At 65.8% G+C, this 24,239-nt stretch carries 21 protein-coding genes; 13 read left to right on the top strand and 8 right to left on the bottom strand.

Annotated elements, in window-relative coordinates:
• The first annotated feature begins 125 nt into the window (after positions 1 to 125).
• From AC07PZ_RS13560 to AC07PZ_RS13540, 5 genes are all read left to right on the top strand, one after another.
• Entirely contained in the window at positions 126 to 1,025 is a 900-nt protein-coding gene (locus tag AC07PZ_RS13560) for a helix-turn-helix transcriptional regulator (protein ID WP_495295612.1), read from the top strand.
• 125 nt (positions 1,026 to 1,150) lie between these two features.
• Positions 1,151 to 2,368 (top strand): ABC transporter substrate-binding protein, encoded by a 1,218-nt coding sequence (locus AC07PZ_RS13555; RefSeq protein WP_495295611.1) that lies wholly within the window; start codon positions 1,151 to 1,153, stop codon positions 2,366 to 2,368.
• Positions 2,369 to 2,431: 63 nt separating this feature from the next.
• The gene (locus AC07PZ_RS13550) at positions 2,432 to 3,136 is read left to right on the top strand and encodes an NIPSNAP family protein (protein WP_495295610.1); all 705 of its coding nucleotides are present in this window, start codon (positions 2,432 to 2,434) and stop codon (positions 3,134 to 3,136) included.
• A gap of 451 nt (positions 3,137 to 3,587) precedes the next feature.
• Positions 3,588 to 4,628 carry a hypothetical protein gene (locus AC07PZ_RS13545; protein WP_495295609.1) on the top strand — a complete coding sequence of 347 codons (1,041 nt, stop codon included), beginning with the start codon at positions 3,588 to 3,590 and terminating at the stop codon, positions 4,626 to 4,628.
• Between the two features lie 262 nt (positions 4,629 to 4,890).
• Entirely contained in the window at positions 4,891 to 5,772 is an 882-nt protein-coding gene (locus AC07PZ_RS13540; RefSeq protein WP_495295608.1) for a toll/interleukin-1 receptor domain-containing protein, read from the top strand.
• A 452-nt stretch (positions 5,773 to 6,224) separates the two neighbouring features.
• Here AC07PZ_RS13540 and AC07PZ_RS13535 read toward each other — a convergent pair whose 3' ends face one another.
• On the bottom strand, positions 6,225 to 7,283 hold the full coding sequence (locus tag AC07PZ_RS13535) for an NAD(P)-dependent alcohol dehydrogenase (protein ID WP_495295607.1): 1,059 nt from the start codon (positions 7,281 to 7,283) through the stop codon (positions 6,225 to 6,227).
• Here AC07PZ_RS13535 and AC07PZ_RS13530 point away from each other — a divergent pair.
• From AC07PZ_RS13530 to AC07PZ_RS13500, 7 genes are all read left to right on the top strand, one after another.
• The gene (locus AC07PZ_RS13530; RefSeq protein WP_495295606.1) at positions 7,248 to 8,375 is read left to right on the top strand and encodes an AraC family transcriptional regulator; all 1,128 of its coding nucleotides are present in this window, start codon (positions 7,248 to 7,250) and stop codon (positions 8,373 to 8,375) included. The two genes, AC07PZ_RS13535 and AC07PZ_RS13530, sit on opposite strands and share 36 nt — an antisense overlap.
• Positions 8,376 to 8,437: 62 nt before the next feature.
• Positions 8,438 to 9,361 (top strand): LysR family transcriptional regulator, encoded by a 924-nt coding sequence (locus tag AC07PZ_RS13525; protein WP_495295605.1) that lies wholly within the window; start codon positions 8,438 to 8,440, stop codon positions 9,359 to 9,361.
• A 199-nt stretch (positions 9,362 to 9,560) separates the two neighbouring features.
• Positions 9,561 to 10,520, top strand: a complete 960-nt coding sequence (locus AC07PZ_RS13520) for a Bug family tripartite tricarboxylate transporter substrate binding protein (RefSeq protein ID WP_495295604.1) — start codon at positions 9,561 to 9,563, stop codon at positions 10,518 to 10,520.
• Positions 10,521 to 10,605: 85 nt separating this feature from the next.
• The gene (locus AC07PZ_RS13515) at positions 10,606 to 11,310 is read left to right on the top strand and encodes an alpha/beta fold hydrolase (RefSeq protein ID WP_495295700.1); all 705 of its coding nucleotides are present in this window, start codon (positions 10,606 to 10,608) and stop codon (positions 11,308 to 11,310) included.
• Positions 11,311 to 11,372: 62 nt separating this feature from the next.
• Positions 11,373 to 12,992, top strand: a complete 1,620-nt coding sequence (locus tag AC07PZ_RS13510) for an FAD-dependent monooxygenase (protein WP_495295603.1) — start codon at positions 11,373 to 11,375, stop codon at positions 12,990 to 12,992.
• Positions 12,890 to 13,402, top strand: coding sequence for a VOC family protein (locus AC07PZ_RS13505; protein ID WP_495295602.1), 513 nt, complete (start codon positions 12,890 to 12,892; stop codon positions 13,400 to 13,402). Before AC07PZ_RS13510 ends, AC07PZ_RS13505 begins: the two co-directional genes overlap by 103 nt.
• Positions 13,399 to 14,409 carry an alpha/beta fold hydrolase gene (locus tag AC07PZ_RS13500; RefSeq protein WP_495295601.1) on the top strand — a complete coding sequence of 337 codons (1,011 nt, stop codon included), beginning with the start codon at positions 13,399 to 13,401 and terminating at the stop codon, positions 14,407 to 14,409. The genes AC07PZ_RS13505 and AC07PZ_RS13500 overlap by 4 nt, the downstream gene beginning before the upstream one ends.
• A 27-nt stretch (positions 14,410 to 14,436) precedes the next feature.
• Here AC07PZ_RS13500 and AC07PZ_RS13495 read toward each other — a convergent pair whose 3' ends face one another.
• From AC07PZ_RS13495 to AC07PZ_RS13465, 7 genes are all read right to left on the bottom strand, one after another.
• A complete protein-coding gene (locus tag AC07PZ_RS13495; protein WP_495295600.1) occupies positions 14,437 to 15,717 on the bottom strand; it encodes a S1C family serine protease in 1,281 nt (426 codons plus the stop codon).
• Positions 15,714 to 16,451 (bottom strand): hypothetical protein, encoded by a 738-nt coding sequence (locus tag AC07PZ_RS13490; RefSeq protein ID WP_495295599.1) that lies wholly within the window; start codon positions 16,449 to 16,451, stop codon positions 15,714 to 15,716. The genes AC07PZ_RS13495 and AC07PZ_RS13490 overlap by 4 nt, the downstream gene beginning before the upstream one ends.
• Positions 16,452 to 16,595: 144 nt before the next feature.
• A complete protein-coding gene (locus tag AC07PZ_RS13485) occupies positions 16,596 to 18,584 on the bottom strand; it encodes an oxidoreductase (protein ID WP_495295598.1) in 1,989 nt (662 codons plus the stop codon).
• An 11-nt stretch (positions 18,585 to 18,595) separates the two neighbouring features.
• Positions 18,596 to 19,333, bottom strand: coding sequence for an SDR family NAD(P)-dependent oxidoreductase (locus AC07PZ_RS13480; RefSeq protein WP_495295597.1), 738 nt, complete (start codon positions 19,331 to 19,333; stop codon positions 18,596 to 18,598).
• A 27-nt stretch (positions 19,334 to 19,360) separates the two neighbouring features.
• Positions 19,361 to 20,197 carry an SDR family NAD(P)-dependent oxidoreductase gene (locus AC07PZ_RS13475; protein WP_495295596.1) on the bottom strand — a complete coding sequence of 279 codons (837 nt, stop codon included), beginning with the start codon at positions 20,195 to 20,197 and terminating at the stop codon, positions 19,361 to 19,363.
• Entirely contained in the window at positions 20,194 to 21,900 is a 1,707-nt protein-coding gene (locus AC07PZ_RS13470) for an FAD-dependent oxidoreductase (RefSeq protein ID WP_495295595.1), read from the bottom strand. Before AC07PZ_RS13470 ends, AC07PZ_RS13475 begins: the two co-directional genes overlap by 4 nt.
• Positions 21,901 to 21,919: 19 nt before the next feature.
• Entirely contained in the window at positions 21,920 to 23,116 is a 1,197-nt protein-coding gene (locus AC07PZ_RS13465; protein WP_495295594.1) for a cytochrome P450, read from the bottom strand.
• A 258-nt stretch (positions 23,117 to 23,374) separates the two neighbouring features.
• On the opposite strand from AC07PZ_RS13465, the gene AC07PZ_RS13460 reads away from it, so the two are divergent.
• A complete protein-coding gene (locus AC07PZ_RS13460) occupies positions 23,375 to 24,169 on the top strand; it encodes an ABC transporter ATP-binding protein (RefSeq protein WP_495295593.1) in 795 nt (264 codons plus the stop codon).
• Positions 24,170 to 24,239 lie beyond the last annotated feature (70 nt).

Genomic DNA, 24,239 nt, shown 5'->3' with positions numbered 1-24,239 from the left:
CCGCAGCCGACGCGCAGGTTGGGGAATTACCGCATCGACTGTAGTGAGCCCACGTTCGATACTCAGTCCCCTTGCAGCGGGACAGTACCTTTGCCGATGCTTTCCGCACACTGAGGGCAAACCCCATGTGCCCCACTGCCCAGCCCCCTACCGACATCGCCGACCCGACCGGTCCGTTCGACGCCCCCGACCTGCCCGACATCGTCGAGGCGCTCGGCACCGACCGCTTCGACCGCGAACTGCTCGCCTACCTGCACCGCGTCTGCGGGGCCGACCATTGCGCGGTCTTTCTCTACGGCCAGGGCAACTTCAGCGAACTCGCGAGCAGCAGCCTCGACGGCACCCAGCGCGCACACGAGCAGGTGTCGCGCTACCTGCGCGACGAGTACTGGCGGCGCGACCCGGCCATGCTGCAGGCCCGCGCGACCATGGGCACCGGCGAGGGCGAGCCGCTGGTGCTGCAGGTCGACCTGTCCGGGCTGCCCGATGCCGCCATGCGCGAGGCGCTCTGGCCGCGCATCCGCGACCGCGTCGTGGTGTCGGCGCGGCGGCGCGACGTCGAGCTCACGCTGAGCATCCTGCGCTCCGACACGCAGGGCGCCTTCACCGACGCGCAGATGACCGACCTGCGCAGCGTGGCCGAGCTGTTGGTGTCGCTGATCGCCAAGCACGCGGACTTCCGCATGCGGCAGCGCAGCCTGGGCATCGCGCTGTCGTCGCTGGAGGAAATCGAGTCGTGCATGGTCGCCATGACCGACCTGCCGCGGCGCGAGATGGAGGTCTGCGCGCGCATCCTGTACGGGCTCTCGTCGGCCGGCATCGCGCTCGACCTGGCGGTCGGCGAGGAGAGCATCAAGACCTACCGCCACCGCGCCTACCAGCGCATGGGCATCGGCAGCGAGCGTGAACTGCTGATCCGCTATCTCGGCCTGTGGAGCCGCTGGCAGCAGCGGCTGTTCGAGCTGCGCACGCCGTCTGCGGCGCCTGTTGCGCTGCCCGGCAAGCGGCCCGGCCGCACGGGGTAAACCCAGTCCCTCCGCGCAGGGACTGACGCCGCGCGACGGCTCCTGTCCACTCGCTTCTGCGTCGAGCGGCCGAACCCGGGCCGGCTGCGTGCGCAATCCGATTCGAGACATACAAGGAGCCTTCCATGCGTTCAACCCTCATCGCGTTCGCCGCCGTGGCGAGCCTCGCGGCCTGGCCGGCCTTTGCGCAGAAGGCCTACGGGCCCGGCGTGACCGACACTGAGATCAAGCTCGGCCAGACCGTCGCCTACAGCGGCCCCGGTTCTGCCTATTCGATGGTCGGGCGCATGCACGTCGCCTATTACAAGATGCTCAACGAGACCAAGGGCGGCATCAACGGACGCAAGATCAACCTGCTGTCGGAAGACGATGCCTACACGCCGCCGAAGACCGTCGAGGTCACGCGCAAGCTGGTCGAGAACGACCAGGTGCTGGCGATGGTCGCGTCGATGGGCACGCCGTCGCAGACCGCCATCCAGAAATACATGAACTCGCGCAAGGTGCCGCAACTGCTGTTCTATGCCAGCAGCACCGGCCTGCACGACCCGAAGAACAACCCATGGACCGTGCCCTTCTCCTTCGCGTACGACATCGAGGGCGAGATCTACGGCAAGTACCTGCGCACCGAACGGCCGAACGCGAAGATCGCCGTGCTCTACCAGAACGACGACGTGGGCAAGAGCTACCTGCGCGGCCTGAAGCGCGGCCTGGGCGACAAGGCCGGCCAGATCGTGAAGGAAGCGACGCAGGAAGTGTCGGACCCGACCGTCGACTCGCAGGTGCTGCAGCTGCAGGCCACGGGGGCCGACACCTTCGTCGCCTTCACGTCCAACAAGGCCGGCGCGCAGGCCATCCGCAAGGTCGCGGCCATCGGCTGGAAGCCTTTCTACATCGTGCCCTACGTCGCCAGCTCGATCACCGGTGTGCTCACGCCGGCCGGCCTAGACAACTCGACCGGACTGGTGTCGACCTATTGGTTCAAGACGCCATCGGACCCCACCTGGGCGGACGACAAGGCGATGAAGGAATACCTGGCTTACTTCAAGAAGTACCTGCCCAATGACGATCCGGGCGACACCACATCGGTCTATACGTACATGGGTGCGCAATTGGTTGCGATGGCGCTGGAGCGTTGCGGCGACAACCTCACGCGCGAGAACCTGCTGAAGCAGATTCAGGGGTTGAAGGATGTGGAGCTGGGCATGCTGTTGCCGGGGAGCAAGGTGTCTTTCAGCGCGGACGACTATTACCCGATCCGCTCGGCGCGGCTGGCGCGCTTCGATGGCAAGTCGTGGAAGCCAGTGTCGGAATTGATCACCGTGAGTCGTGAAGGCGGCAATTGAGTTGCTGAATGACTGAATTGCGAGATAACTGAGTCGACGAATGCGCAAAGGACCGGGCCGGACATGATCTACGAACTTCGCCTGTACAGCGTGGTGCCCGGGCGCATGCCCGATCTGCATGCGCGCTTCGAACGGCTGCCACCGCTGTTCAAACGCCACGGTGTGCAATGCGTCGGCCAGTGGACCGCCACCGCCGGGCCGCGCATGCCGGGGTTCGTCTACCTGATGGCGTATGCGGACCTGGCCGAGCGTGAGGCGCGATGGGCGCCGTTCTATACCGACCCGGATTGGTTGAGCCTGCGGGCGGAAACCAATGCCGGCTCGGAGATGGTGGAGCGGTATGACCTGTACTTCTTGAAGCCGAATGCGGCCTGGGTGCCTGCTCCGGTGGATGCCGAGCGCACAGTCGGCGGCGTGCATGAACTGCTGATGCACGAGGCCGCGTTGGGGCAGGGGGCAGCGACGAATGCGTTGCTGCGGGATGTGCAGTTGCCGCTGCTGCGCAAGCACGGGGCGCAGGTGATGATGGTGGCGGATATGGCGAGCGGGCCGAGGATGCCGCAGGTGGTCACCATGTTGGCCTGGGCGGACCATGCGACTCGCGAGGCTGGGTGGGAGGCGGTGGAGGCCGATCCAGGGTGGCGGGCCGCTGTGGCTGCGCAGCGCACAGAGATCGGGTGGCCTGTGTTGGGGCGGACGGATCGGTATTTGTTGAGGCCGACGGCGAGCTGTCTGCCGAAAGCGGTGTTGCGGGTTGGTGTGAGCTGATCGTTATGCGATTGGCATGTCGGGCGCCTAAGTGGTGCCCTTTTTTTATCTTTGCAAAGACGAGTATTTTTGGCGGCGCGCTTTAGTTAGCAGAGATCTCACATCGATCGCATTTGTTTGTGAGGTAACGCAGGCATTACAAGCCGAGCCGGCGCCTACTGATAATCCGTAGATTTGCATATTGGACTTAGGTTTAGGTGTCACAACACACCCTAGTGTTTTCCACAGATCGCCGCAATTGGTAGTCAAGTTTCGGCTTGAATTTTGACGTCGACCAACTATAGTGACGATCCGTAACAAATATTAAGAGGGCGTGGTTATGGTAACGGCAACCAAGAAGATTAAGAAGGTAGGCACCGCAAAAGCGAGTAAAGAGCCCACCCGAACTAGAACGGCTCGGCCTTATCCCGCTTCATCCTTCGCAGATGCTCTCACTTTGGCAAAAGCGATCATGACGCATGCTGCAGGCGAGCGCGTTCGTAGGCTGACTTTGCTGGAGAAGCTGGGCAAGTCCGCTACAAGCAGCGCTACCCAGATGATGATCACCAACTCGGGGAAATATGGAATTACGATTGGCTCGTATGCAGCGGATTACCTTGAATTAACAGAAAAGGGCGCCGTAGTTGTTAGTTCAAGCAAGTCTGAGCGCGATCGGCGTCGTGCCGCATTTGAGTTGTCAATTGAAGGCGTCGCCCCCTTTAAATTGCTGTACGAGCATTACAAGGGGAAACGTCTCCCAGAGCGCGAGATTATTAAAGATGTATTGCGCGATGCGGGCTCTGATGTTCCTGACCTAGATGAGTGTGTCGATACCTTTACCGTAAACGCCAAAGATATCGAGTTACTTCGTACGATTGGTGGTGCGGAGACGCTTGTTACTATTGAGCAAGTTCTAGAAGAACTGCCAGATGGGATAAACAATCCGAGTCCCGCTAAACCAATGGCGACAGCTCAGGCAGCTCCTGCGATTGTCAGGAAATTGGCGGAAGATTCGTCCAGCGCTTCGGACTGGGATCGTGTTTGCTTTTATATCACTCCAATCGGAGCAGATGACAGCGTGGAAAGAAAGCATTCCGATTTATTTCTTTCTTCGCTGGTGCAGCCAGCATTGGAGGAACTGGGGCTGACCGTTGTACGGGCGGATCAGATTGGTGAACCAGGCATGATTACTACGCAAGTTCTTGAATATCTAAAGCGCGCTAAGCTAGCAATTGCAGATCTTTCATATTTGAATCCAAACGTCTTCTACGAGGTCGCCCTTAGGCATGCGCTGCGGCTCCCCGTAGTACAGTTGATTCGCAAAGCCGACCGCTTGCCATTTGATGTCAATCAATCTAGAACACTGGTTTTCGATACCAGCGATATTTATAGTCTTGTGCCAAAACTTCAAACGTACCGGGCCGAGATTGCAAATCAAGCTAGAAAAGCATTGGAAGATCCTGAAAGCGTTGGTAATCCGGTCAGTATTTTTTATCCGGATTTTTACAAATAGGCAGCCCCTGTTTATTTGGGGTGTCATCATCGTGTCATTCTATCTTGTTCGCTTACTGCATAAGAATTGAGTGATTGCAATTGTGATTGTTTGCAAGCAGTTTCTGCAAATATGTGGACGCCGCGGTAAGTTGTATTGACAGCATCGTAGGCGCCTATTGGATGTCCGCTTCCTTTTTGATCGATCATCGGCGTGCTTTGGGAAATTCCAGTCCCAAAGAAATTGCACCATTGCTGCATTCGGTGAGATATAGGAAATTCAAATGGCAGAAAACATCGGAGAGGTCGATTCTGGCTCAGTGAAGGCTGCGAATCCGCTCGTTTTTATTAGTCACGACACGCGTGATGCTGAGCTTGCCGAGGCATTTGGCAACTTGCTGAAAAGTGTTAGTGCAGGCGTGCTGAAATCCTTTCGAACCTCGGATCGGCCAGGCAATCAGGGGATCGAGTATGGTATTGAATGGTATCCTGAGATTATCAAGAATATTCAGTCTGCGTCCGATGTAGTGTGCTTGCTCACAGAGCGAAGCGTAAATCGACCATGGATTCTATTCGAAGCCGGTATGGCAAAGGGCAAGCTGGACACGCCGATTTTAGGGGTTGCGCTCGGCATTGAGTTAAAATCGGCGTCAACGGGTCCTTTCGCCCAATTTCAAAATTGCGCTGATGATGACGAGTCGCTTACAAAACTTGTTTTTCAGCTGGTGAATCGAATTCCAGGCTCTGAGCCAGATCGAGACACCATCCGTTTTCAAGTTGGAAAATTTAAAAGCAGCATAGAAGGAATTCTCAAGGCGCTCGCGGCGCCATCAGTTTCCACAGCAAAAAAGCAGAAGCAAGACGAGATCGAAAACTCTTCAGCCAAGCTCTTCGAAGAGATCAAAATCATGTTCCAAGATCTCCCGTCGCGCATTGAGAGGAAAGATGCGTTGCGAACGCCTAGAAGGCGAAAAGGGTTTCATCCGGGGATGGCTGAAAGCCTAATGTTGAGCTCTAAGAACCCCGCTCTTGGAATTCGAATTGGCCTAAGCTTGTTCCGCGACACAATGCCTTGGATATATGATGAAGGTTGCATTCTTTTAAGTAAAATTCAACATACTAAGACACTTGCCGCTCGAAGAAAGATTTTTCTTGAATTCGAATAGCTCTTCATGATTGGCAATCGCGAGCCACATATCGAACGGTACTTTATAGAAAGTGAAAGTGATTACCTGCTTTTTCATGAGTTGCCGCATGTGATCATGCGTGCATTGGATCGACTTATAAGCGAGACTTAGTGCTTTGTTGATGCTCCTTTGGGCAATCGAGGCGGCCACATTCCAAGTCGACTGCCCGCGGCTCATCGACACCTTCACCCGGAATTGGCTTCTCCAGTATTTCCGATCCTCAAGCTGGCAAGGCGGGGCGCGTGGTCGGTCACGTTGTCGGTCAGTGACACAAGGTCCGATAAATCGCATGTTGCAAGTGAGCATTTTTAAAGGACCTTTGTGCGCAGAGCAAGTAATCCCTCCATCTCCTCTATCTGATTGTCCCGCTGCCGGTAGAGCCATAGTGCTGCGCCACTTATATCCTGCGTTGCCTATTTTGGGCAGTCCGCTCACCCCACAGCCAACGACCCCATATCAATCACAAACCGATACCGCACATCCCCCCGCTCCATCCGCTCGAAGGCTTCATTGATCTCCCCGATCTCGATGATTTCGCACTCCGGCAGGATCTGCTTCCGCGCGCAGAAGTCGAGCATCTCCTGGGTCTGCGCGATACCACCTGAAGGCGACCCCGTGATCCGCCGCCGACCCATGATCAGCGGCAGCGAACTGAAGCCCGCCATGGCGCCGAGATTGCCGACGATCACCAGCACGCCTTCCACATCCAGCAGCCCGATGTAGGGCGAGAGGTCGTGGCCGACCGGGATGGTGTCGATGATCACGTCGAACGACGACACCGCCGCGGCCATCGCATCGGCCGACGTGGAGACGAGTACGTGTTCCGCGCCCAGCGCACGTGCCTCCGCAGCCTTGGCGTCCGTGCGCGTGATCACGGTCACGCTCGCACCCAGGCCGGCTGCGAGCCGCACCGCGAGGTGGCCCAGGCCGCCGATGCCGATGACACCCACGCGGCTGCCGGGTCCGACCTTCCATTGCCGCAGCGGCGAATAGACCGTGATGCCTGCGCACAGCAGCGGTCCCGCACGCGACGGATCGAGCCCGTCGGGAATTCGGAGCACGAAGTCCTCGCGCACCACGACATGCTTCGAATAGCCGCCATAGGTCGGCGTGCCGTCGATCCGGTCGCGGCCGTTGTAGGTGACGGTCGGAAACTCGCGGCACATCTGTTCTTCGCCGTGGCGGCATTGGTCGCAATGCTGGCAGCTGTCGACGATCGTGCCGACGGCCACGGTGTCGCCGACCGCGTGGCGCGTCACCTCGGCACCCACTTCGATGACACGTCCGATCATCTCGTGGCCGGGAACGCACGGGTACGACGTCGGTCCCCATTCCTTCCAGTCGTCGCGGGACTGGTGCAGGTCGGAATGGCAGACCCCGCAATAGAGGATCTCCACGGCCACGTCGTTGGCGCGCAATGCACGGCGCTCGAAGTGGAAAGGGGCGAGGGGGCTTTGCGCGTCGTACGCGGCATATCCGATCGTTTGCATGAGCGTGTTCCGTTCACAGTTTCAAGAGGTGCGCGCATGGTGCCCCTCGCGTGCTCGGTCGCGTTAGCTCGATCCTTCAGGATCATTGCCCGATTCTCTGGATGCCCGGCCGGCAGCTTGCGGGCCGCCACGTCGAAAGGCACCATGCCGGCGATGTTGCTGCTGAAAGATCCACAACGCGGCTCGGACCGCCAGGCCAACGACGAGCGGGCAACGGCACGCGGCCGATTGGCCGCACGCATCCTTCGCGACTTGCCCGGCCCTGGCGATCACGATGCCGCGGTGCCGGGCCTGTCCTTCCACCGCCGCGACGGCTTTTGCGAGCCCGTGTCGGCGCTGTACGAGCCCAGCCTTTCGGTCGTCGTGCAGGGGCGCAAGCGGGTCGTGCTGGGCGTGGAGACGCACGAGTACGACGCGGGCCGCTTCATGCTGACATCGGTCGACCTGCCGACCATCGCCCAGGTGCTGGACAGCAGCGATGGCCATCCATTCCTCTCGATCATGCTCAAGCTCGATCTGGCGGCCGTGCAAGAGGTCGGCGGCGAGATCGATCTCCACGGGATCCACACCAACGACACCGGCTCGGGGATGACGATCGGCTGGGTCACGGCCAGCCTGCTCGATGCGATCGTGCGACTGGCGGCACTCGCCGATGTGCCGCGCGACATTCCAGTCATGGGCCGGCTGCTGCAGCGCGAGATCGTCTATTACCTGCTCGTGGGGCCAGCCGGCGGCCAGCTCCGGCAGATCGCAATGCGGGGCTCGCGGTGCAACCGGATCGCGGGGGTCATCGCCTGGTTGCGCGAGCACCATGCCGAGCCGGTCCGCATCGAGGCGCTCGCGGACATGGCGGCGATGGGCGTGTCGACCCTGCACCAGCACTTCAAGGCCATCACACGCCTGAGCCCGCTGCAATACCAGAAGCAGATCAGGTTGCACGAGGCACGCCGCATGATGCTGACCGAGTCCGTGGACGCCAGTAGCGCGGCATTTCGAGTCGGCTATGAAAGCGTGCCGCAATTCAGTCGCGAATACCGGCGGCTGTTCGGGAATCCGCCGATGCGGGACATTGCGCGGCTGCGGAGTCATTGACGGATTCATCGCTCCCGTGCAATTGGGGCTGACCGCCATGCGCGTCTCGCTAACATGCCCCGATGGACCTCCGCCAACTTCGCTACTTCGTCGCATTGGCAACCCAGCAGCACTACGGCAAGGCCGCGGGCGTGCTGCACGTCACGCAGCCGGCGCTCAGCCGGCAGATCCGATTGCTTGAAGAAGAGCTGGGCGTTCAGCTCTTCGAACGCCATGCGCGTGGCGCCGCGCCGACCGACGAGGCGCGCCTGCTGCTCGAGCGCGCGATATTCCTGCTGCGGTACGTCGAGCAGATCAAGTCCGATCTGCAGGCCCGCCAAAGAGAGCCGAGGGGGCCGGTCGCGATCGGCCTGACGCCAGGGCTCGCGCAGCAATTGACGGTGGTGCTGACCAAGGCGGTGCTGCAATACCTGCCTGAGGTGCGGCTGCGTTTCATCGAGGGATTCGCACCTTCGCTGCAGGAGATGCTGACGGAAGGCGAGGTCGACATCGCGCTGTTGATCGAGCCGGTCGAGCGCTCCAATCTGGCGACCGTGCCGCTGTTGAAGGAGCAGATCTGTCTGATCGGCATGCCGGACGACCACCGCGTCCAGAAGCCGCAGATACGCATACGCGACCTGGCCGGCGTGCCATTGGTCATGACCGGGCGGATCAAGTCCGGCGTGCGCCTCGAGCTGGAGGTCGCCGCCGCGCATGCCAAGGTCGAGTTGAACCATGTCGTGGAGGTCGAGACCGTCGAAGTGGCCCGGCGCCTCGTGCTGGATGGCGTCGGACTCACCGCGCATTTCGCCGCGGCGGTCAAGGAGGACGTCGATGCGAACAGGCTGCGGGCCGTTCCCATCGAGGGGCTCTTCCTGCATCGTGTCCTCGCGCGCGCCGCCGATCGGCCCATGTCCAGGGCAACGGACGGGGTGATGGGCGTGCTTCGCATGGTGGTCGAGCGGCATGTCCGCGAAGGCAGATGGCCGAACGCCGAGCTTTCCTGAATGGCGGGTAGCGATCGGTCCGATGCCGGCCGGTTATGGATCCGGTCAGAAAATTCACTTGGACGCGGCGGAAGCTGAAACTTAACCTTGTGTCGTTCGTGGCCTCGATCTCTCGGGGCCGTTTCATTGAACTTCACAAGAGATCGCCTGTTCCGCAAAGTGCTGCGCGCTTGTGGGCCGGACGAGACGGAGACAAGCCATGTTGCACAACAGAAGAGCATTTCTGGGCGCCGTCGCGGGCGCGACGCTGACACCCTATCTGGCCCATGCGCAGGACCAACCCCTTCGCATCGTCGTTCCCTTTTCGGCCGGCAGCGGCACCGATGTGGGCGCCCGCGTGCTGGGCCAGGCCATCAGTGGCAGCAATGGACGCCCGGTCATCGTGGACAACAAGCCGGGTGCCGGCAGCGTGATCGGGTCGCTGGAGGTGGCACGTGCGCGCCCCGACGGCAACACCGTTCTCTACACGACAGGGGCGCACACGACCAACGCCATCCTGATCAAGAACCTGCCCTTCGATTCGCTCTCGGACTTCACGCCCATCACTCTGTTCACGAAGTCCTCGGGCTTCGCGCTTCTGGTCAGCGCCAAGTCGCCGTTCAAGACGGCTGACCAGTTCGTGGCCGCCGCCAAGGCCCAGCCGGGTCGGCTGTCGTTCGGATCGTCCGGGGTCGGCAACACCACGCACGTCATGGGCGTCCTGTTCTGCAAAGGAGTGGGCACCGACCTGCTGCATGTGCCTTTCAAGGGAACGCCCGGCGGCGAGTTGATCGCGGGGACGGTCGACTCGGCGTTTCTGTCTCCCACGGTGGTTGCGCAACAGATTCGCGCCGGCCAGTTGCGCGCATTGGGAATCTCCGGGGACACGCGCTCGCCGCTGCTGCCGGACGTCCCGACATTTGCCGAGCTGGGCCTCAAGGTGCAGGACATTCCGGCATGGACAGGCATCTTCGCGCCTCCCAGGATGCCGGCGGATGTCGTTCGCCTGCTCTACCAGACCATGGCGAAGGCCGCGCAGGCGCCTGCGTTGAAGACCTTCGTCCAGGAGAGCGGCGGGGAGCCCGTGGCCATGCCACCCGACCCGTTCAAGACCTACGTGGCGAGCGAGATCGAACGCTACCGGACACTGCTGCCCCCGCTGGGCATCCAGATGAGCTGACAGGAGAACCGACATGCCAGAGTTCATCGAACTGCGTGGAACCAGGACCGCCGTTGAAGTCGCAGGCAACGGGCCGCCGTTGCTGATGCTGCACGGCGCCGAGGGCAGCCGCAGGCAGTTTGCCGCGATCCTGCCGGCGCTGGCGGATCGCTACACCGTCATCACCTACGACCAGCGCGATTGCGGCGAGACAGTCAATCCCGACACGGCGACCACCCTCATCGACCTGGCCGACGATGCACAGGCTCTGCTGGAGGCGCTGGGACATTCGTCGGCGTTCGTGTTCGGCACCTCGTTCGGCGGGCGCGTGGCACAGGCGCTCGCGGTGCGTCATGCCGATGCCATCCGGCGCCTCGTGCTGGCCAGCACATGGCCTTTGCCGGTCTCGATCGCTTCGGCCAATGCCGAGGTCGCGCAGGAAATCGGCCGGCTGCGGTCGACCCTGCCAGACAGCGGCGAGCAACTCGCGGAGATATTTTTCCCCGCGTCCTTTCTGGCGGAGCAGCCCGCGTTCCGGGCGCATTTCAAGTCCGCCCCGGCACGATCGCCCAGGTCGGACCGCAGAGCCGCTGCCGTCAATGACATCCCGGATCTGGACCTGTCGCGGATCGACCGGCCGACCCTTCTCATCGCAGGTGCCGTCGACCGCGTGGTTCCGCTGGCACTCACGCAGTCGCTCGCCGCATTCATCGGCGGCACCCGGCTGATCGTGCTTCCCGGCGTGGGTCATCTGAGTTCCGCACAGGCGCCTGGGACGCTGGCCCGGCATCTGCGCGAGTTCTTCGTCTGAGCCCATCGGACCGTTGACAAGCCTTTTTCATGATTGCGCCATGAGGCGCCTGGAGTCTCTTGATGATTGATGTTCCCGTGCTCATCGTTGGTGGCGGTCCGGTCGGCCTGACCACGTCCATCTATCTGTCTCTCTTCGGCGTGGAGTCGCTGCTGGTCGAACGCCATCCAGGGACGGCCATCCTCCCCAAGGCCCGGGCGCTGAACGCCCGCACGATGGAGATGTATCGCCAGATCGGCCTGGAAGACGAGATCCGCGCCGTCGGCATGCCCGCAAGGTTCAGCGAGATGGTGCTCTGGGCCGAAAGCCTGGCCGGCGCGGAGATCAAGCGCCTGCAACCCGGGCGCGGCGTCGCCGACAAGCCGGCGCTGTCGGTGTCCAGGAACTGCGGTTGCTCGCAGGACATCCTCGAGCCGGTGTTGCGGTCCCGCGCCGAGGCGGCAGGCGTGGGCCAGCTCCGCTTCGACACGGACATGACCGAGATGGATTGCACCGCCGACGGGGTGCGCGCCACGATCAAGGATTCGTCCGGCGCCAGCCAGGAGGTCCACGCGCGGTACCTGGTCGCCTGCGACGGCGCGCACAGCAAGATCCGTAGCCAGTTGGGAATCTCCCGGCAGGGCGAGCGCGATGTGTACGACAGCGTCAACATCCACTTCCGGGCAGATCTCACGCCCTGGACAGCCGACCGGCCGGCAGCGCTCTACCTGATCGAGCAGCCGGCGTTGCGCGGCACCTTCATGACCATCAACGGCACCGACCGATGGGGATTCCTGGTCACCTCGCTGTCCCACTACGGCTTCACGCCCGAGCAGTTCACCCCCGAGTTCAGCGCCGAGATCATCCGTCGCGCCGTCGGCTTCAGCGATCTCGATGTCGAGGTGCTGGGCGTGGGCCCGTGGAAGGCCTCCGCCCTGGTTGCGGAGCGATATCGCTCGGGCCCGATCCTTCTGGCCGGTGATGCGGCGCACGAGATGCCTCCGACGGGCGGCTTCGGCATGAACACGGGTGTCCAGGATGCCCAGAACCTGGCCTGGAAGCTGGCCGCGGTGCTGCGCGGCGAGGCCGGCGACGCGCTGCTCGACACCTACGATGCGGAGCGGCGACCCGTCGGCGAAGCCGTCACCCGTTCGAGCCTCCTGAATGCCTTGTCGATGGGGCGCACTGCGAAGCAGGACCAGGCCGTGTTGCCTCGCAAGGAGTTTCTCAACGAGATCGGGTTGGTGTTCGGCGCGCGGTACACGTCGGCGGCGGTCGTTTCCGATGGGCCCTCGGAGGAGGCCGACGATGAAGTGCAGGCTTATGTCCCCAGCGCCGCGCCGGGACGCCGAGCGCCGCATGTCTGGCTGAGCAAGGCGGGGCAGCGGATGTCGACGCTGGATCTGCTGGGCCGCGACTTCGTCCTGCTCTCCGCGCCGCGGGGCAAGGCGTGGCGGGATGCGGCAACACGCGTGGCCTCCCCGCGCATTGCCAACGCGGTCATCGGGGACGACATCCGGAGCGACGATGTCGACTGGCTGGATATCTATGGACTGGACGAAGACGGCGCTGTCCTCGTCAGGCCCGACGGGCATGTCGCATGGCGTTCGCGCGGTGGCGCGGCCGATCCGTCGGCCGCGTTGCACGCGGCAGTCGATGCGATCCTGTGCCGTGCGTCGCGTGCGAACGGGAGCGGATCATGATGGCCGGCGTTTCCGCGATCCATCACTTCACCATCGGTTGCGCGCCCGAAGACCTTCCCGTGCTGCGCGACTTCTATACGGGCACGCTGGGCTTGCAGGAAGGCTATCGCCCCGCGCTGCGCCATCCCGGTCACTGGCTCTACGCGGGCGGGCAGGCGATCGTCCATCTGAACGCGCTGCGGCAAGACACGCCGCCATCGGCCGTCGGCTCGGTCGACCACATTGCGCTGAAAGCACATGGCCTGGCTTCGACGCGGGAGTTCCTGCAGGCAGCCAATGTCCCGTTCAGCGAGACGCCGCTGACAGGAACCTCCTTGCACCAGGTCTTCCTGAACGACCCGTTGGGCCTCAAGGTCGAATTGAATTTCGATCTCGACGCCGAAGCGCAAGCAACCCCATCGAGCCCATGAGCAGCGCGTGGCGCGCGCCCGTCGCGCATGACTTCATTGCGCGCGACTTCCGGTTTCGCAGCGGCGAGGTCATGCCTGCGCTCAAGCTGCGCTACACCGTGCTGGGCAATCCGGACGGGGAGCCGGTCCTCGTCCTGCACGGGACCGGCGGCACGGGCAAAGGACTTCTGTCGCCGGATTTCGGCGGACAGCTGTTCGGGCCGGGCCAGCCGCTGGATGCGGCGCTGCACTTCATCGTGCTGCCCGACGCCATCGGCCATGGCGGCAGCGCAAAGCCATCGGACGGCATGCGCGCCGCGTTCCCTTCCTACGGCTACGAGGACATGGTCGAAGCGCAGTACCGCATCGTCACCGAAGCGCTGCGCCTTCACCACCTGCGCATGGTCCTCGGCGTCTCGATGGGCGGTATGCACACATGGCTTTGGGGTGTTCGACATCCGTCGTTCATGGACGCGCTGATGCCGTTGTCATCGCTGCCGGCGCCCATGTCGGGGCGCAACTGGCTGATGCGTCGGCTGCTCATCGATGCGATCCGCAACGACCCGCAATGGGCGCAGGGCAATTACGCGGCGCAGCCGGCCGGTGCGCGTGCCGCTTGGGAGTTCTTCAACATCGCGACCCATGGAGGCGTGCTTGCCTTGCAGAAGGCGGCCCCGAGCCGGGTGCTCGCCGACAAGTGGCTCGAAGCACGGCGCGCGCAGCCGTTCACCACCGATGCCAACGACCTGCTGTATCAATGGGAGGCCTCGCGCGACTACGATCCCTCGCCCGAGCTGGGCCGGATTCGTGCGCATGTGCTGGCCATCAATTCGGCCGACGACGAGCGCAATCCCCCTGAGACGGGCATCGCCCAACGGGCGATCGACCGGCTCGAGAATGCCCGGTTCCTGCTCATCCCCGGCAGCGACGAGACGCGCGGCCACGGGACCGTGGGCCTGGCCGCATTGTGGGCAGAGGCGTGCCGGGCGTTCCTGGCCTCTGTTCCGGCTTCGCGTGACGTGGCGTGAGTCCGCCGGCCTCGCGCAGGCCCACGCCTACCGAAGCACCCGCACCAGTTCCAGCGTCTCGTCGGTCACGCTGAACGGTGGCCGCGTATTGCGGGCCTCGAAGCGCACGACGCGGCCCAGGCTGGGGGCGTACCAGAGCTTCGCTGCCATCCGACTGGCCGATGGCGCCAATGGCGCTCCCAACGCGTAGCCGGTGTAGAGCCAGCCTTCATAGCCGATCTCGACGACCCTCAGCTCCGTGCCGTCCACGCGCGCCGGACGTTCGCCGAGCACAGTGGCTTCCAGCTCGTAACGCAGCTTGTCGCCCGTCGTGGAGACGTAATTCAGGTTCCAGCGCATACCGGGTCGTGCACCCTGGCGAACCCAGCCGTCGGGCGGCGAGGCCGCGTCGAACATGCCGCCGATCGGCGTCGTGACGGACACCACGCGGCCGTCCGTTTTCTCGATCCGTCCGCCGCCGTTGAAGGAGAGCTCGTCGCCGCTGACACGGTCGACCCGGTAGATCACTGGCGCCCGATTGCCGGTCAGCTTGTCCGTTCGAACGTATTCGAGTGCGTCGCCGGCGCGCAAGGGGGATGCGAGCGTGAGGACCGCAGGGCCGGCAGCGGCAACCCCGGCGGTCGCGGCGGCGGGCGCTGGCGGCGGAGCGGCGTCGCGCGCCGCCAGTGCGGCCTGCGCCCGGGCAGGAAGCTCCGCGATGAAGGTCGCCGGGATCGCAACGCCTGCGTTGCCTTCATCCGGCGCGGTGGTGGTCGTGATGCCGATCAACCGGCCCTCCTGGTCGAACAGGCCGCCGCCATTGCTGCCCTGAGACACCGCCACGGTGATCTGCAGCAGGGGGGCTTGCGCATCGTCGCCGCCGCGCAGGCCCGTCAGGATGCCTTCGGCCAGCGTGTTCTCGAGCCCGCGCGCATTGCCGACGGCATAGACGCGTTGCCCGACCCTGGCCGTACCGACGGGTGCGATCGGTGCGGGCGGCGCGCTGAAGTTGGCCACCCTGATCTGGCACAGGTCCCGTCTCGGGTCGGGATGCTCGAGCGTCGCGCCATAGCTGATGTTGTCCTGCCGGATCACGAAGGAGCTGGCCTTGGCGAGCACCTGGCATGTGGTGACCAACCGGCCCGGCGCAACGACCACCGCACTGCCGGTGCGCAACGGACGCTCCTGGGCATCGAAGGTCCGCACGGACCACACGCTGGGCGAGACCTTGCCGAACAACACATCGGGCTCGAGTGCCTGTGCGCCGGACGCGAAGACGAAGAAGACCAGGCCCGGCAGGAGCCCGCGATGCAGCCAGCGGGCGCTCATGGCTTGGCCGGCAGCAATGCCTTGAGATCCTCCATCGACACACGCGTCGCCGCGCCCGCTGCCGGCGCCTGTGGCGCGGACGCGACCGCAGGCAATTGCGCAGGCATGGGTGGCGGTGGCGGCATCGTGGCGGGCAGGACGGCGGCAGCGACGGGTGGCGACGGCACGGGCTCCGGTGCGGCAGCGGATGCCACGGGCGCTGGGGTCTGGGTCTGCGCCTGCACAGGCGTCGACGTCGGCGATGTCGCCGCCAGCCGCGTCTCTCCGACCTTGATGCCCGCCAGCGCCTGTTCGCCGGACTGGCTGCTTCGATCGAAGGTCCGGACCTCGCCGAAGACCAGCTGCACCCAGCTCGGGTAGTTGAAGCCGGCACCCGTGCTGGAGTCGATGGCTGCGCCGATCAGGCCGCCGACGAGGATGTTGCCCACCATGCCCGTATTGACGCGGGACGTTGCCTGGCCGTTCGCCGGTGCCTGGCCCGGTTGCGTGCACTCGATGTTCAAGGTCGCGCCCGAGCGCCGCACGGATGCGCTTTGCCCAGACAGCACGATGATGTCTGCTTTGTCATTGGAGACCTTGCATTCGGCGCCTTCGACGGATTGACCGGCGGCCGTCAGTGTCTCGACCTTGACCGATTGCGTGGTTCCCTGCGTCACCGACGCACAACCGGTCAGCGCGCTCAGCACCCCGAGCGCCCCCCACAGCGCCCAGCGCCTCCATTGCAAACGAATCATCTCCTCGACCCCAGTGTGTTCAATTGTTACGGATCGTGAAGTTTAGCGGCCATCCGAGCGCGTCAGGGTGCGAATCGGGGCGTGCAATGAGAGTTGGACGAAGGTTTAGTCTTCCTTTCGCCAGGCGCTTTGACCGCCTCCCGATCAGGTGGCTGCCCACCCCTCCCGGAACCCCTCGACCACAGCGTCGTCCACCTCCCGCGGCGCCACGCAATCCCCGACACGCCGCACCCGCAGCCCGCGCCCGTGCAGCGCCGCGTACAACCCGTCCTCGCTGCGCCGCCCCATGCAAAGCACGACCGTGTCCGCATCCAGCCGCGCGCCCGGCCGCCCGTAGGCGTCGCGCAACTGCACGGCCCCGACGTCGATCCGCTCGACGAACACCGAGGTTCGCCACTGCACGCCCGCCGCGGCGACGCGCGGCATCATCCATTGCAGTTCCACGGTCGGTTCCATCTTCCGGCCGACCATGTCGTCGCAGGTCAGCACCGTGACCTCGCGCCCCATTCCGGCGAGCAGTCGGGCCAGCCCGAGCGCCGTGTAGTCGCCGTTGTCGTCCACGATCACGACCCTGGCACCGCAGCGTGCCGGATGGTCGAGCGCGGTGGACGGGTCCAGCACCTGTGCGGCGGCATCGCGCGGTATCCCGTCGCGGTCGGTGCGGTAGGTCGAGAAGCCGCTGGTGTCCCATTGCGCGCCCGTCGCCAGCACGACCTCGTCGGCGCCGAAGGCCGCGATCGAATCGGCGGTCGCCTCGATGCCCAAGCGCACCGCAACGCCCAGCCGCTCGAGCGATGCACCCAGGTCGTCCGCCAGGAAGTTCCATGACGCGTGGTCCGGCAGCTTGCCGGCCTGGCGCAGTTGCCCACCGAGCCGATCCCCGCGCTCCCACAGCGTGACCTGGTGGCCGCGCGCCGCAGCGGTCTCAGCGAACTTCATGCCCGCAGGCCCGCCGCCGATCACCAGCAGCTTGCGCGGCGTCGGCCTGGGCACCGGCAGTGCGACGGTGTCGGCGAAGGCCAGTTCGCGCCCCGCGACCGGGTTGACGGTGCAGCTCACCGGCTGCCCCAGCCGGCGCCAGCAGCCCTGGTTCGCGCCGACGCAGCGGCGCGTTTCATGCGCACGGCCTTCGCGTGCCTTGCGCACGATGTCCGGGTCGGCGATGTGCGCACGCACCAGGCCGACCAGGTCGGCGTTGCCCTGCTGCACGATGCGCGCGGCGGTCGCGATGTCGCGCACCGCGCCCTGCACCAGGATCGGCGTGGCCGCATCGATCGCCTGGCGGCCGCGGCCCGCGCCTTCGGCCAGCGGCGCGGTCTCGCCGCTGGATGCGGGCGGCACCAGCCGGTGGTTGTGGTGGTAGTCGGTGTGCGAAAAGCAGAAGTAGTCGAACAGGCCGGTGCGCTGCAGCAGGGCCAGCACGCGCAGCGCCTCGTCGGGCGTGGTGCCGGCGCTGCCGAGGTATTCGTCCAGGCTCAGCTTCATGCCGATCACGAAGCCGGGGCCGCAGCGCTGCCGCACGGCACGGCCGATGTCGACGGCGAGCCTGGTGCGGCGCTCGGTGTCGCCGCCCCATGCGTCGTCGCGGCGGTTCCAGTAGGGCGACAGGAAGTTGCTGACCAGATAGCCGTGCGAGCCGTGGATCTCCACGCCGTCGGCGCCGCCGGCCTGCACGTGCGCGGCGGTCGTGGCAAAGCCTTCGATCAGCGCCTCGATGTCCTCGGCCTCCATCGGCTTCGGCACCATCCTGTGCACGGACGACGGGATGGCCGACGGCCCCAGCAGCGGGCCCCACAGGTCGATGTCGTCGGTGCGGCGCACGCCGCTCGCGCCCATGTGGGTGATCTGCACGAACACCGGCACGCCTTCGGCATGCACCGGCTTCACCATCTGCTCCACCGCCGGAATCCATTCGGGCAGCCAGGGCGACACGCCGGCCTTGGCGCTGTTGGCGACCACATGAAAGCCGTGCGTCACGATCAGCCCGACGCCGCCGCGCGCGCGTTCGCGCAGGTAGGCGCCGTATTCCTTCGGCGGCAGCGACACCTGGTGTGCGGGCAGGTAGATGCGGTTGCGCGTGGTGGCGGCGCCGATGCGCACCGGCTGCCAGAGAAGGTCGAGTTCGCTGCTCATGGTGGCGCGCCTCATGAGAACGCCATGCCGCCGTTCACGTCGACCACCGCACCGGTCATGAAGCTGGTGCCGCGCGAGCACAGGAAGGCGATCGGCCAGCCGATCTCGGCGGGCTCGCCCAGCCGCTTCATCGGGTAGCTGTCGGTCGCGAAGGGCTGGTTGGCCGACACCAGCAGCGGCGTGAGGATCGGCCCCGGCGACACGCCGTTCACCACGATGCCCTTGTCCGCCACCTGCCGCGCGAAGTAGCGCACCAGCGCATGCAGCCCGCCCTTCGACGCGACGTAGGCCGGCTCCACCGCCAGCGTCGAGCCCGCGTTGCGCGCCGACATCGAGCCGGTCAGCACGATGCGGCCCGAGCCGCGCGCGATCATGCCGGGCAGGCAGGCGCGCACCAGGTTGGTCGGGCCCTTGATGTTGATGTCGAGCGTGCGCGCGAGCAGCGCGTCCCACTCGTCGCCGCCGTCGACCCAGTCGCCCTTGACGTAGTAGCCGCTGCAGTCGACCAGCGCATCGAGCGGGCCGACATCGGCGAACAGCGCGTCGACGTCGCGGCGCGATGCGTTGTCGAGGCCGGCGGCGCGCGTGCCGTTGCCGAGTTCTTCCGCCAGCGCCTCGGGTGCCTTCAGGTCGGTGACGATGAGTTCGGCGCCGAGCGAGGCGCACACGCGTGCGGTCGCGCCGCCGATGGCGCCGCCCGCGCCGGTGATCAGGATGCGCTCGCCGCGCAGGTCGAACAGGTTCTTCATCGGGTGTCTTTCTTGGGTTGCATCGGGTCAGTCGGGTTCGCCGTAGACGCCGCTGTCGAACAGCGCCTGCGAGCCGAGGTCGGCGCCGTTCCAGCGCGTGAAGTAGCCGGCCGAGGTGCCGCCATCGACCGTCAGCACGCTGCCGTTGACGTACGACGCCGCATCCGACAGCAGGAACAGCGCGGGGCCGGCCTGTTCGTCGGCGCGCGACAGGCGGCCCATCGGCACGCGGTCGACCATCGCGTGGCGCAGGTGGTCGGCCGGGATGTTGGCCTTGAGCAGCGGCGTGTCGACCACGCCCGGCGCGATCGCGTTGACGCGCACGCCATGGCGGCCCCACTCGATCGCCAGCGAGCGCGTGAGCCCGATCACGCCGTGCTTCGACGCCGTGTAGTGCGCGCGTGCCGCGTGGCCGCCGAGGCCGTCGACCGAGGCGATGGTGACGATCGCACCGCGGCCGCGCGCGAGCATCCGCTGGCCGACCGGCCGCACCGAACGGAACAGGCCGGTGAGGTTGATGTCGATGCAGCGCGACCAGATCTCGTCGCTCATGCTGGCCGCGGGCGAGGGCGGCGACACGCCGGCCGACGCGACCATGCCGTCGATCGGGCCGAGCTCGGCCTCGACGCGCGCCACCGCCGCGTCGCAGGCCGCGCTGTCGCGCACGTCGAGCGTCACCGCGATCGCCTGGCCGCCTTCGCGGCACAGCGCGGCGGCGGTCGCGTCGGCGCGGTCGGCCAGCGCATCGGCGATCGCGACGCGTGCGCCTTGCTGCACCGCCAGCGTGGCGATGGCGCGGCCGATGCCAGACCCGCCGCCGGTGACGAGCACGACGCGGTCGTGCATCGGCAGGCGCGCCGTCACAGCACGGCCTCCAGCGCAGGCGATGGCACCGTGTACGTCGCCGATGGTGTGGCCTGCTGCATGTGGCGCGCCGCGACATAGCCGAAGGTCATGGCCGGGCCGATGCTCGATCCGCCGCCCGGATACAGGCCGCGCATCACCGAGTTCATGTCGAGACCCGCCGCGTAGAGCCCGGGGATCACGCGGCCGTCGCGGTCGAGCACCTGCGCGTTCGCGTTGGTGTCCAGGCCCATCACCGTGCTGAGGTCGCCGGGGTGCAGCGCCAGCGCGTAGTAGGGGCCGTCGCCGACCGGGCCGAGACTCGGGTTGGGCTTGTGCGTGGCGTCGCCGCGGAACTGGGTGTGCGGGTCGGCGCCACGGCCGAAGTCGGGGTCGGTGCCTTGGGACGCGTGTGTGTTGAAGCGCTGAACGGTCTGCGCCAGCACCGACGGATCGGCACCGATCTTCGTGGCCAGTGCCGCCAGCGTGGGCGCCTCGATCAGGTAGCCGGCGTCGACGTACGGCCGCTCGCTGAAGGGCGCGGGCCGCGCCAGGCCGATGCCGTAGCTGCGCAGGAAGGCGCGGCCGGCGACCAGGTACACGGTGTCGAGTTTCCGCGCATGCATCGTCTTCACGAAGTTCTGGTACGAGCTGCCTTCGTTGACGAAGCGCCGCCCCGCCGGGTCGACCACCAGGCTGCCGGGCATCGCGCGGTCGATGAAGATGTGCGGGTACTTCAGCACGCTGCCGTCGGGCTTTCGCAGCACCGACACCGGCGTCCAGATGCACTGGCCGGCGTTGCGGTCGTTGAGTACGCCGCCGGCCGACACGCCGAGTTCGATGCCGTCGCCGACGTTGTCCTCGGGCTGCAGCGACCAGTGGTGCTCGGCCATCGGGATGTACCTGGCGCGCATCTCGGCGTTGGCGCCGAAGCCGCCGCTGGCCAGCAGCACGCCGCGGCGTGCCATCACGCGGATCTTCTGGCCGTCCTTCTGCGCGATCAGGCCGCGCACCGCGCCGCCTTCGGTCACGAGCTCGAGTGCGGGCGTGTGGTTCCACAGCGTCACGCCGGCATCGATGGCCGAGCGCAGCAGGCGCCCGGCCAGGGCGTTGCCGTTGGCCAGGCGCACGCCGCGGCCGTGCTGCAGGCGCTCGGTGACGAAGCGCGCCATCAGCCTGGTCGTGTGTTTGAAGCCCTGCCAGGTCTTGAACACCTTGCGCATCGGATGGATGTCGGCGCCCTCGATCTGCATGGTGCCGAACAGCATGAGCTGCGGCAGCGGCAGGCGCAGCAGCTTCAGGTGTTCGCCGAGCAGCTTGCCGTCGTACTCCTGCGTGAGCAGCGAGCGGCTGCGCGCGGCGCCGGGCTGCACTTCGTAGTCGGGCGCAAGGAAGGGCTTGAACTTCACTTCGGACTGGCGCTCGAGGAACTCCAGCATCTCCGGCCCGTTGTCGAGAAAGGCCTTGATGCGGTCCTCGTCGTACCAGTCGCCGAGCACTGCGTGCAGGTAGGTCTCTGCGGCCTTGCGCGTGTCCGACAGGCCGGCCTGCTTCATCACGTGGTTGCACGGAATCCACGGTGCGCCGCCCGAATAGGCGGTGGTGCCGCCGAAGTACGCGGTCTTCTCGACCACCAGCACTTCCAGCCCGAGCTTGCGCGCGGTGATGGCGGCCGTGAGCCCGGCGGCGCCGGCACCGATGACGATGACGTCGGTTTCGATCATGTGGATTCCTTCAGAGCCTTCAAAGAGGGACCAGCCGCAGCGGCAGCCGGTCGAGGGTGCGCATCTGGTTGACCGGGCGCCACACCGGCGCACCGGCAGGCTCGATCGCACGGACGCGCGCGAGCAGGGCGGTCAGCAGGCACTCGGCTTCGAGCCGGGCGATCATCTGGCCGATGCAGTTGTGGTCGCCGGTGCCGAAGGCGAGGTGGCCGACGGTCTGGCGCCGCAGGTCGAAGCGGTCCGGGTCGGGCCAGCGCCGCGGGTCGCGGTTGGCCGCGCCGATGAAGATCGCGATCTTCCGGTCGGCCTCGAGCGCGACGCCGCCGAGTTCGGTGTCGCACAGCGTCACGCGGTAGGTGGTCTGGAAGGGCGTCTCCATGCGCGTGCCTTCCTCGAAGGCTGCGCGCACCTTCTGCGGGTTGGCGCGCAGCCAGTCCCACTGGCCGTGCGCGCTGGCCAGGTGCAGCAGCGTCGAGCCGAGCCCGGCGATGGTCGAGTCCATGCCGCCGCGCACGAAGGTGCGCACCAGGTTCGACGCGATGCCGGGCTGCACTTCGCCGGCGTCCTCGGCGATGAAGAACTTCTCGGCGATGCCGCCCGGCGCGACGTTGTGGCGCTGCTGGCTCTCCTCGAACCAGGCGAGGTAGGGCTGGGCGCGGGCCATCGCGCGGTGGTAGAGCGCGTTCTGCGGGCCGCTCTGGTTGAAGCTCATGTCGCCGATCGCGAGGATCGCGTCGCGGTCGAAGCGCACGCCGACCGCATCGACGAAGACCTTGAAGACATAGGCCTCGGCCATGTCGGTCACCGCATCGACCTCGCGGCGGTCGAGCAGTTCGTCGACCAGTGCCTCGGCATCGCGCTGCATGTCGATGCGCCATTGCCGCACGGCCGCCGGCGAGAGCACCTTGTTGACCACGCTGCGCAGCGCGGTGTGGTCGGGCGGGTCGACTTCGAGCAGCGCGTTGAGCGGGCGAAACGACGCGCCCGGCTTGCGCGCATCGGCCAGGCCGATGCCGCCGGTGGTCGAGAAGCGGCGGTAGTCGGTGAAGACGGTCACGGCCTCGTCGTAGCGGCCGACCGCATACACGTCGTGGGCCGCCACATGCGCGACCGGGCCGGCGTCGCGCAGCGTTTCGTGAAAGGGATAGGGGTCGAGCAGGACGTCCGTCGAATACGGATCGATGTCGAGCGACGGCGGCGCAATGGCGTCGGCCATGGTGGCGGTTCCGTGGTTGCTGGGATTCGGGGGAGCGTAGGCAGCGGCCCCTGTGGCGTCAGTCCCCGCGCGGCGGGACAAGGGTTTTCACCCGGCGCCGCGGGCCGATGCGTGGTGCGGTGCGCAGACAGGGCTGCGCCGTACCACCGGCAGGGGACAGACGCGCCGCGGCGATGCACGAATACTCGCGCCGACCGCACCGCTGCCGGACCGGCCGGGGTGTCCCTTCCTTCAACCGAATCAACGAGGCGCCAGCACATGACAGCCTTCCCTCCCTCCACCGAACCGCTGCTGCGCGTGCGCGACGTGTCCGTGCGATTCGGCGGCATCGTGGCGCTCGACGGCATCTCGTTCGACGTGCAGCGCGGCCAGATCTGCGGCGTGATCGGCCCCAACGGCGCCGGCAAGACGACGCTCTTCAATTGCCTGAGCCGGCTCTACACGCCGCATGGCGGCACGATCCGCTTCGACGGGCAGGACCTGCTGGCGCTGCCGCAGCATGCGATCGCCTCCGCGGGCATCGGCCGGACCTTCCAGAACGTGGCGCTGTTCCCCGCGATGACGGTGGCCGAGAACGTGATGGTCGGCCGGCACTGCCGCACGCACACCGGCTATTTCGCCAACGCGTTCCGGCTGAAGTCGGTGCGCAGCGAGGAGGCCGACGTGCAGCGCCGCACGCGCGACCTGCTCACGCTGCTGCAGCTGGCCGAGGTGGCCGACACGCCGGTGCGCGAGCTGTCCTTCGGCACGCGCAAGCGGGTCGAGATGGCGCGCGCGCTGATCGCCGAACCGCAACTGTTGCTGCTCGACGAACCCGCCGCCGGCCTGAACCACGAGGAGGTCGATGCGCTGCGGCTGCTGATCCAGGACGTGCGCGACCGCTTCAACGTCACGGTGCTGCTGGTGGAGCATCACCTGAACCTGGTGATGCGCGTGTCCGACCAGGTGGTGGCCATGAACTTCGGCCGCAAGATCGCCGACGGACCGCCGGCCGTGGTACAGAACGATCCGGAAGTGGTGCGTGCCTATCTGGGCACGGAGGAGACGGTATGAGCGCCGCCCGGCCGCCCGAAGGCGCTCGCACCGCAGCCCGCAGGGCGGAGGTTTCCTTATGAGCGCCGCC

This window comes from Variovorax sp. GW821-FHT10B04 (genome assembly GCF_059415645.1).
The sequence above is the reverse complement of the archived record's forward strand: the minus strand, read 5'-3'. Positions and strand labels throughout refer to the sequence as shown.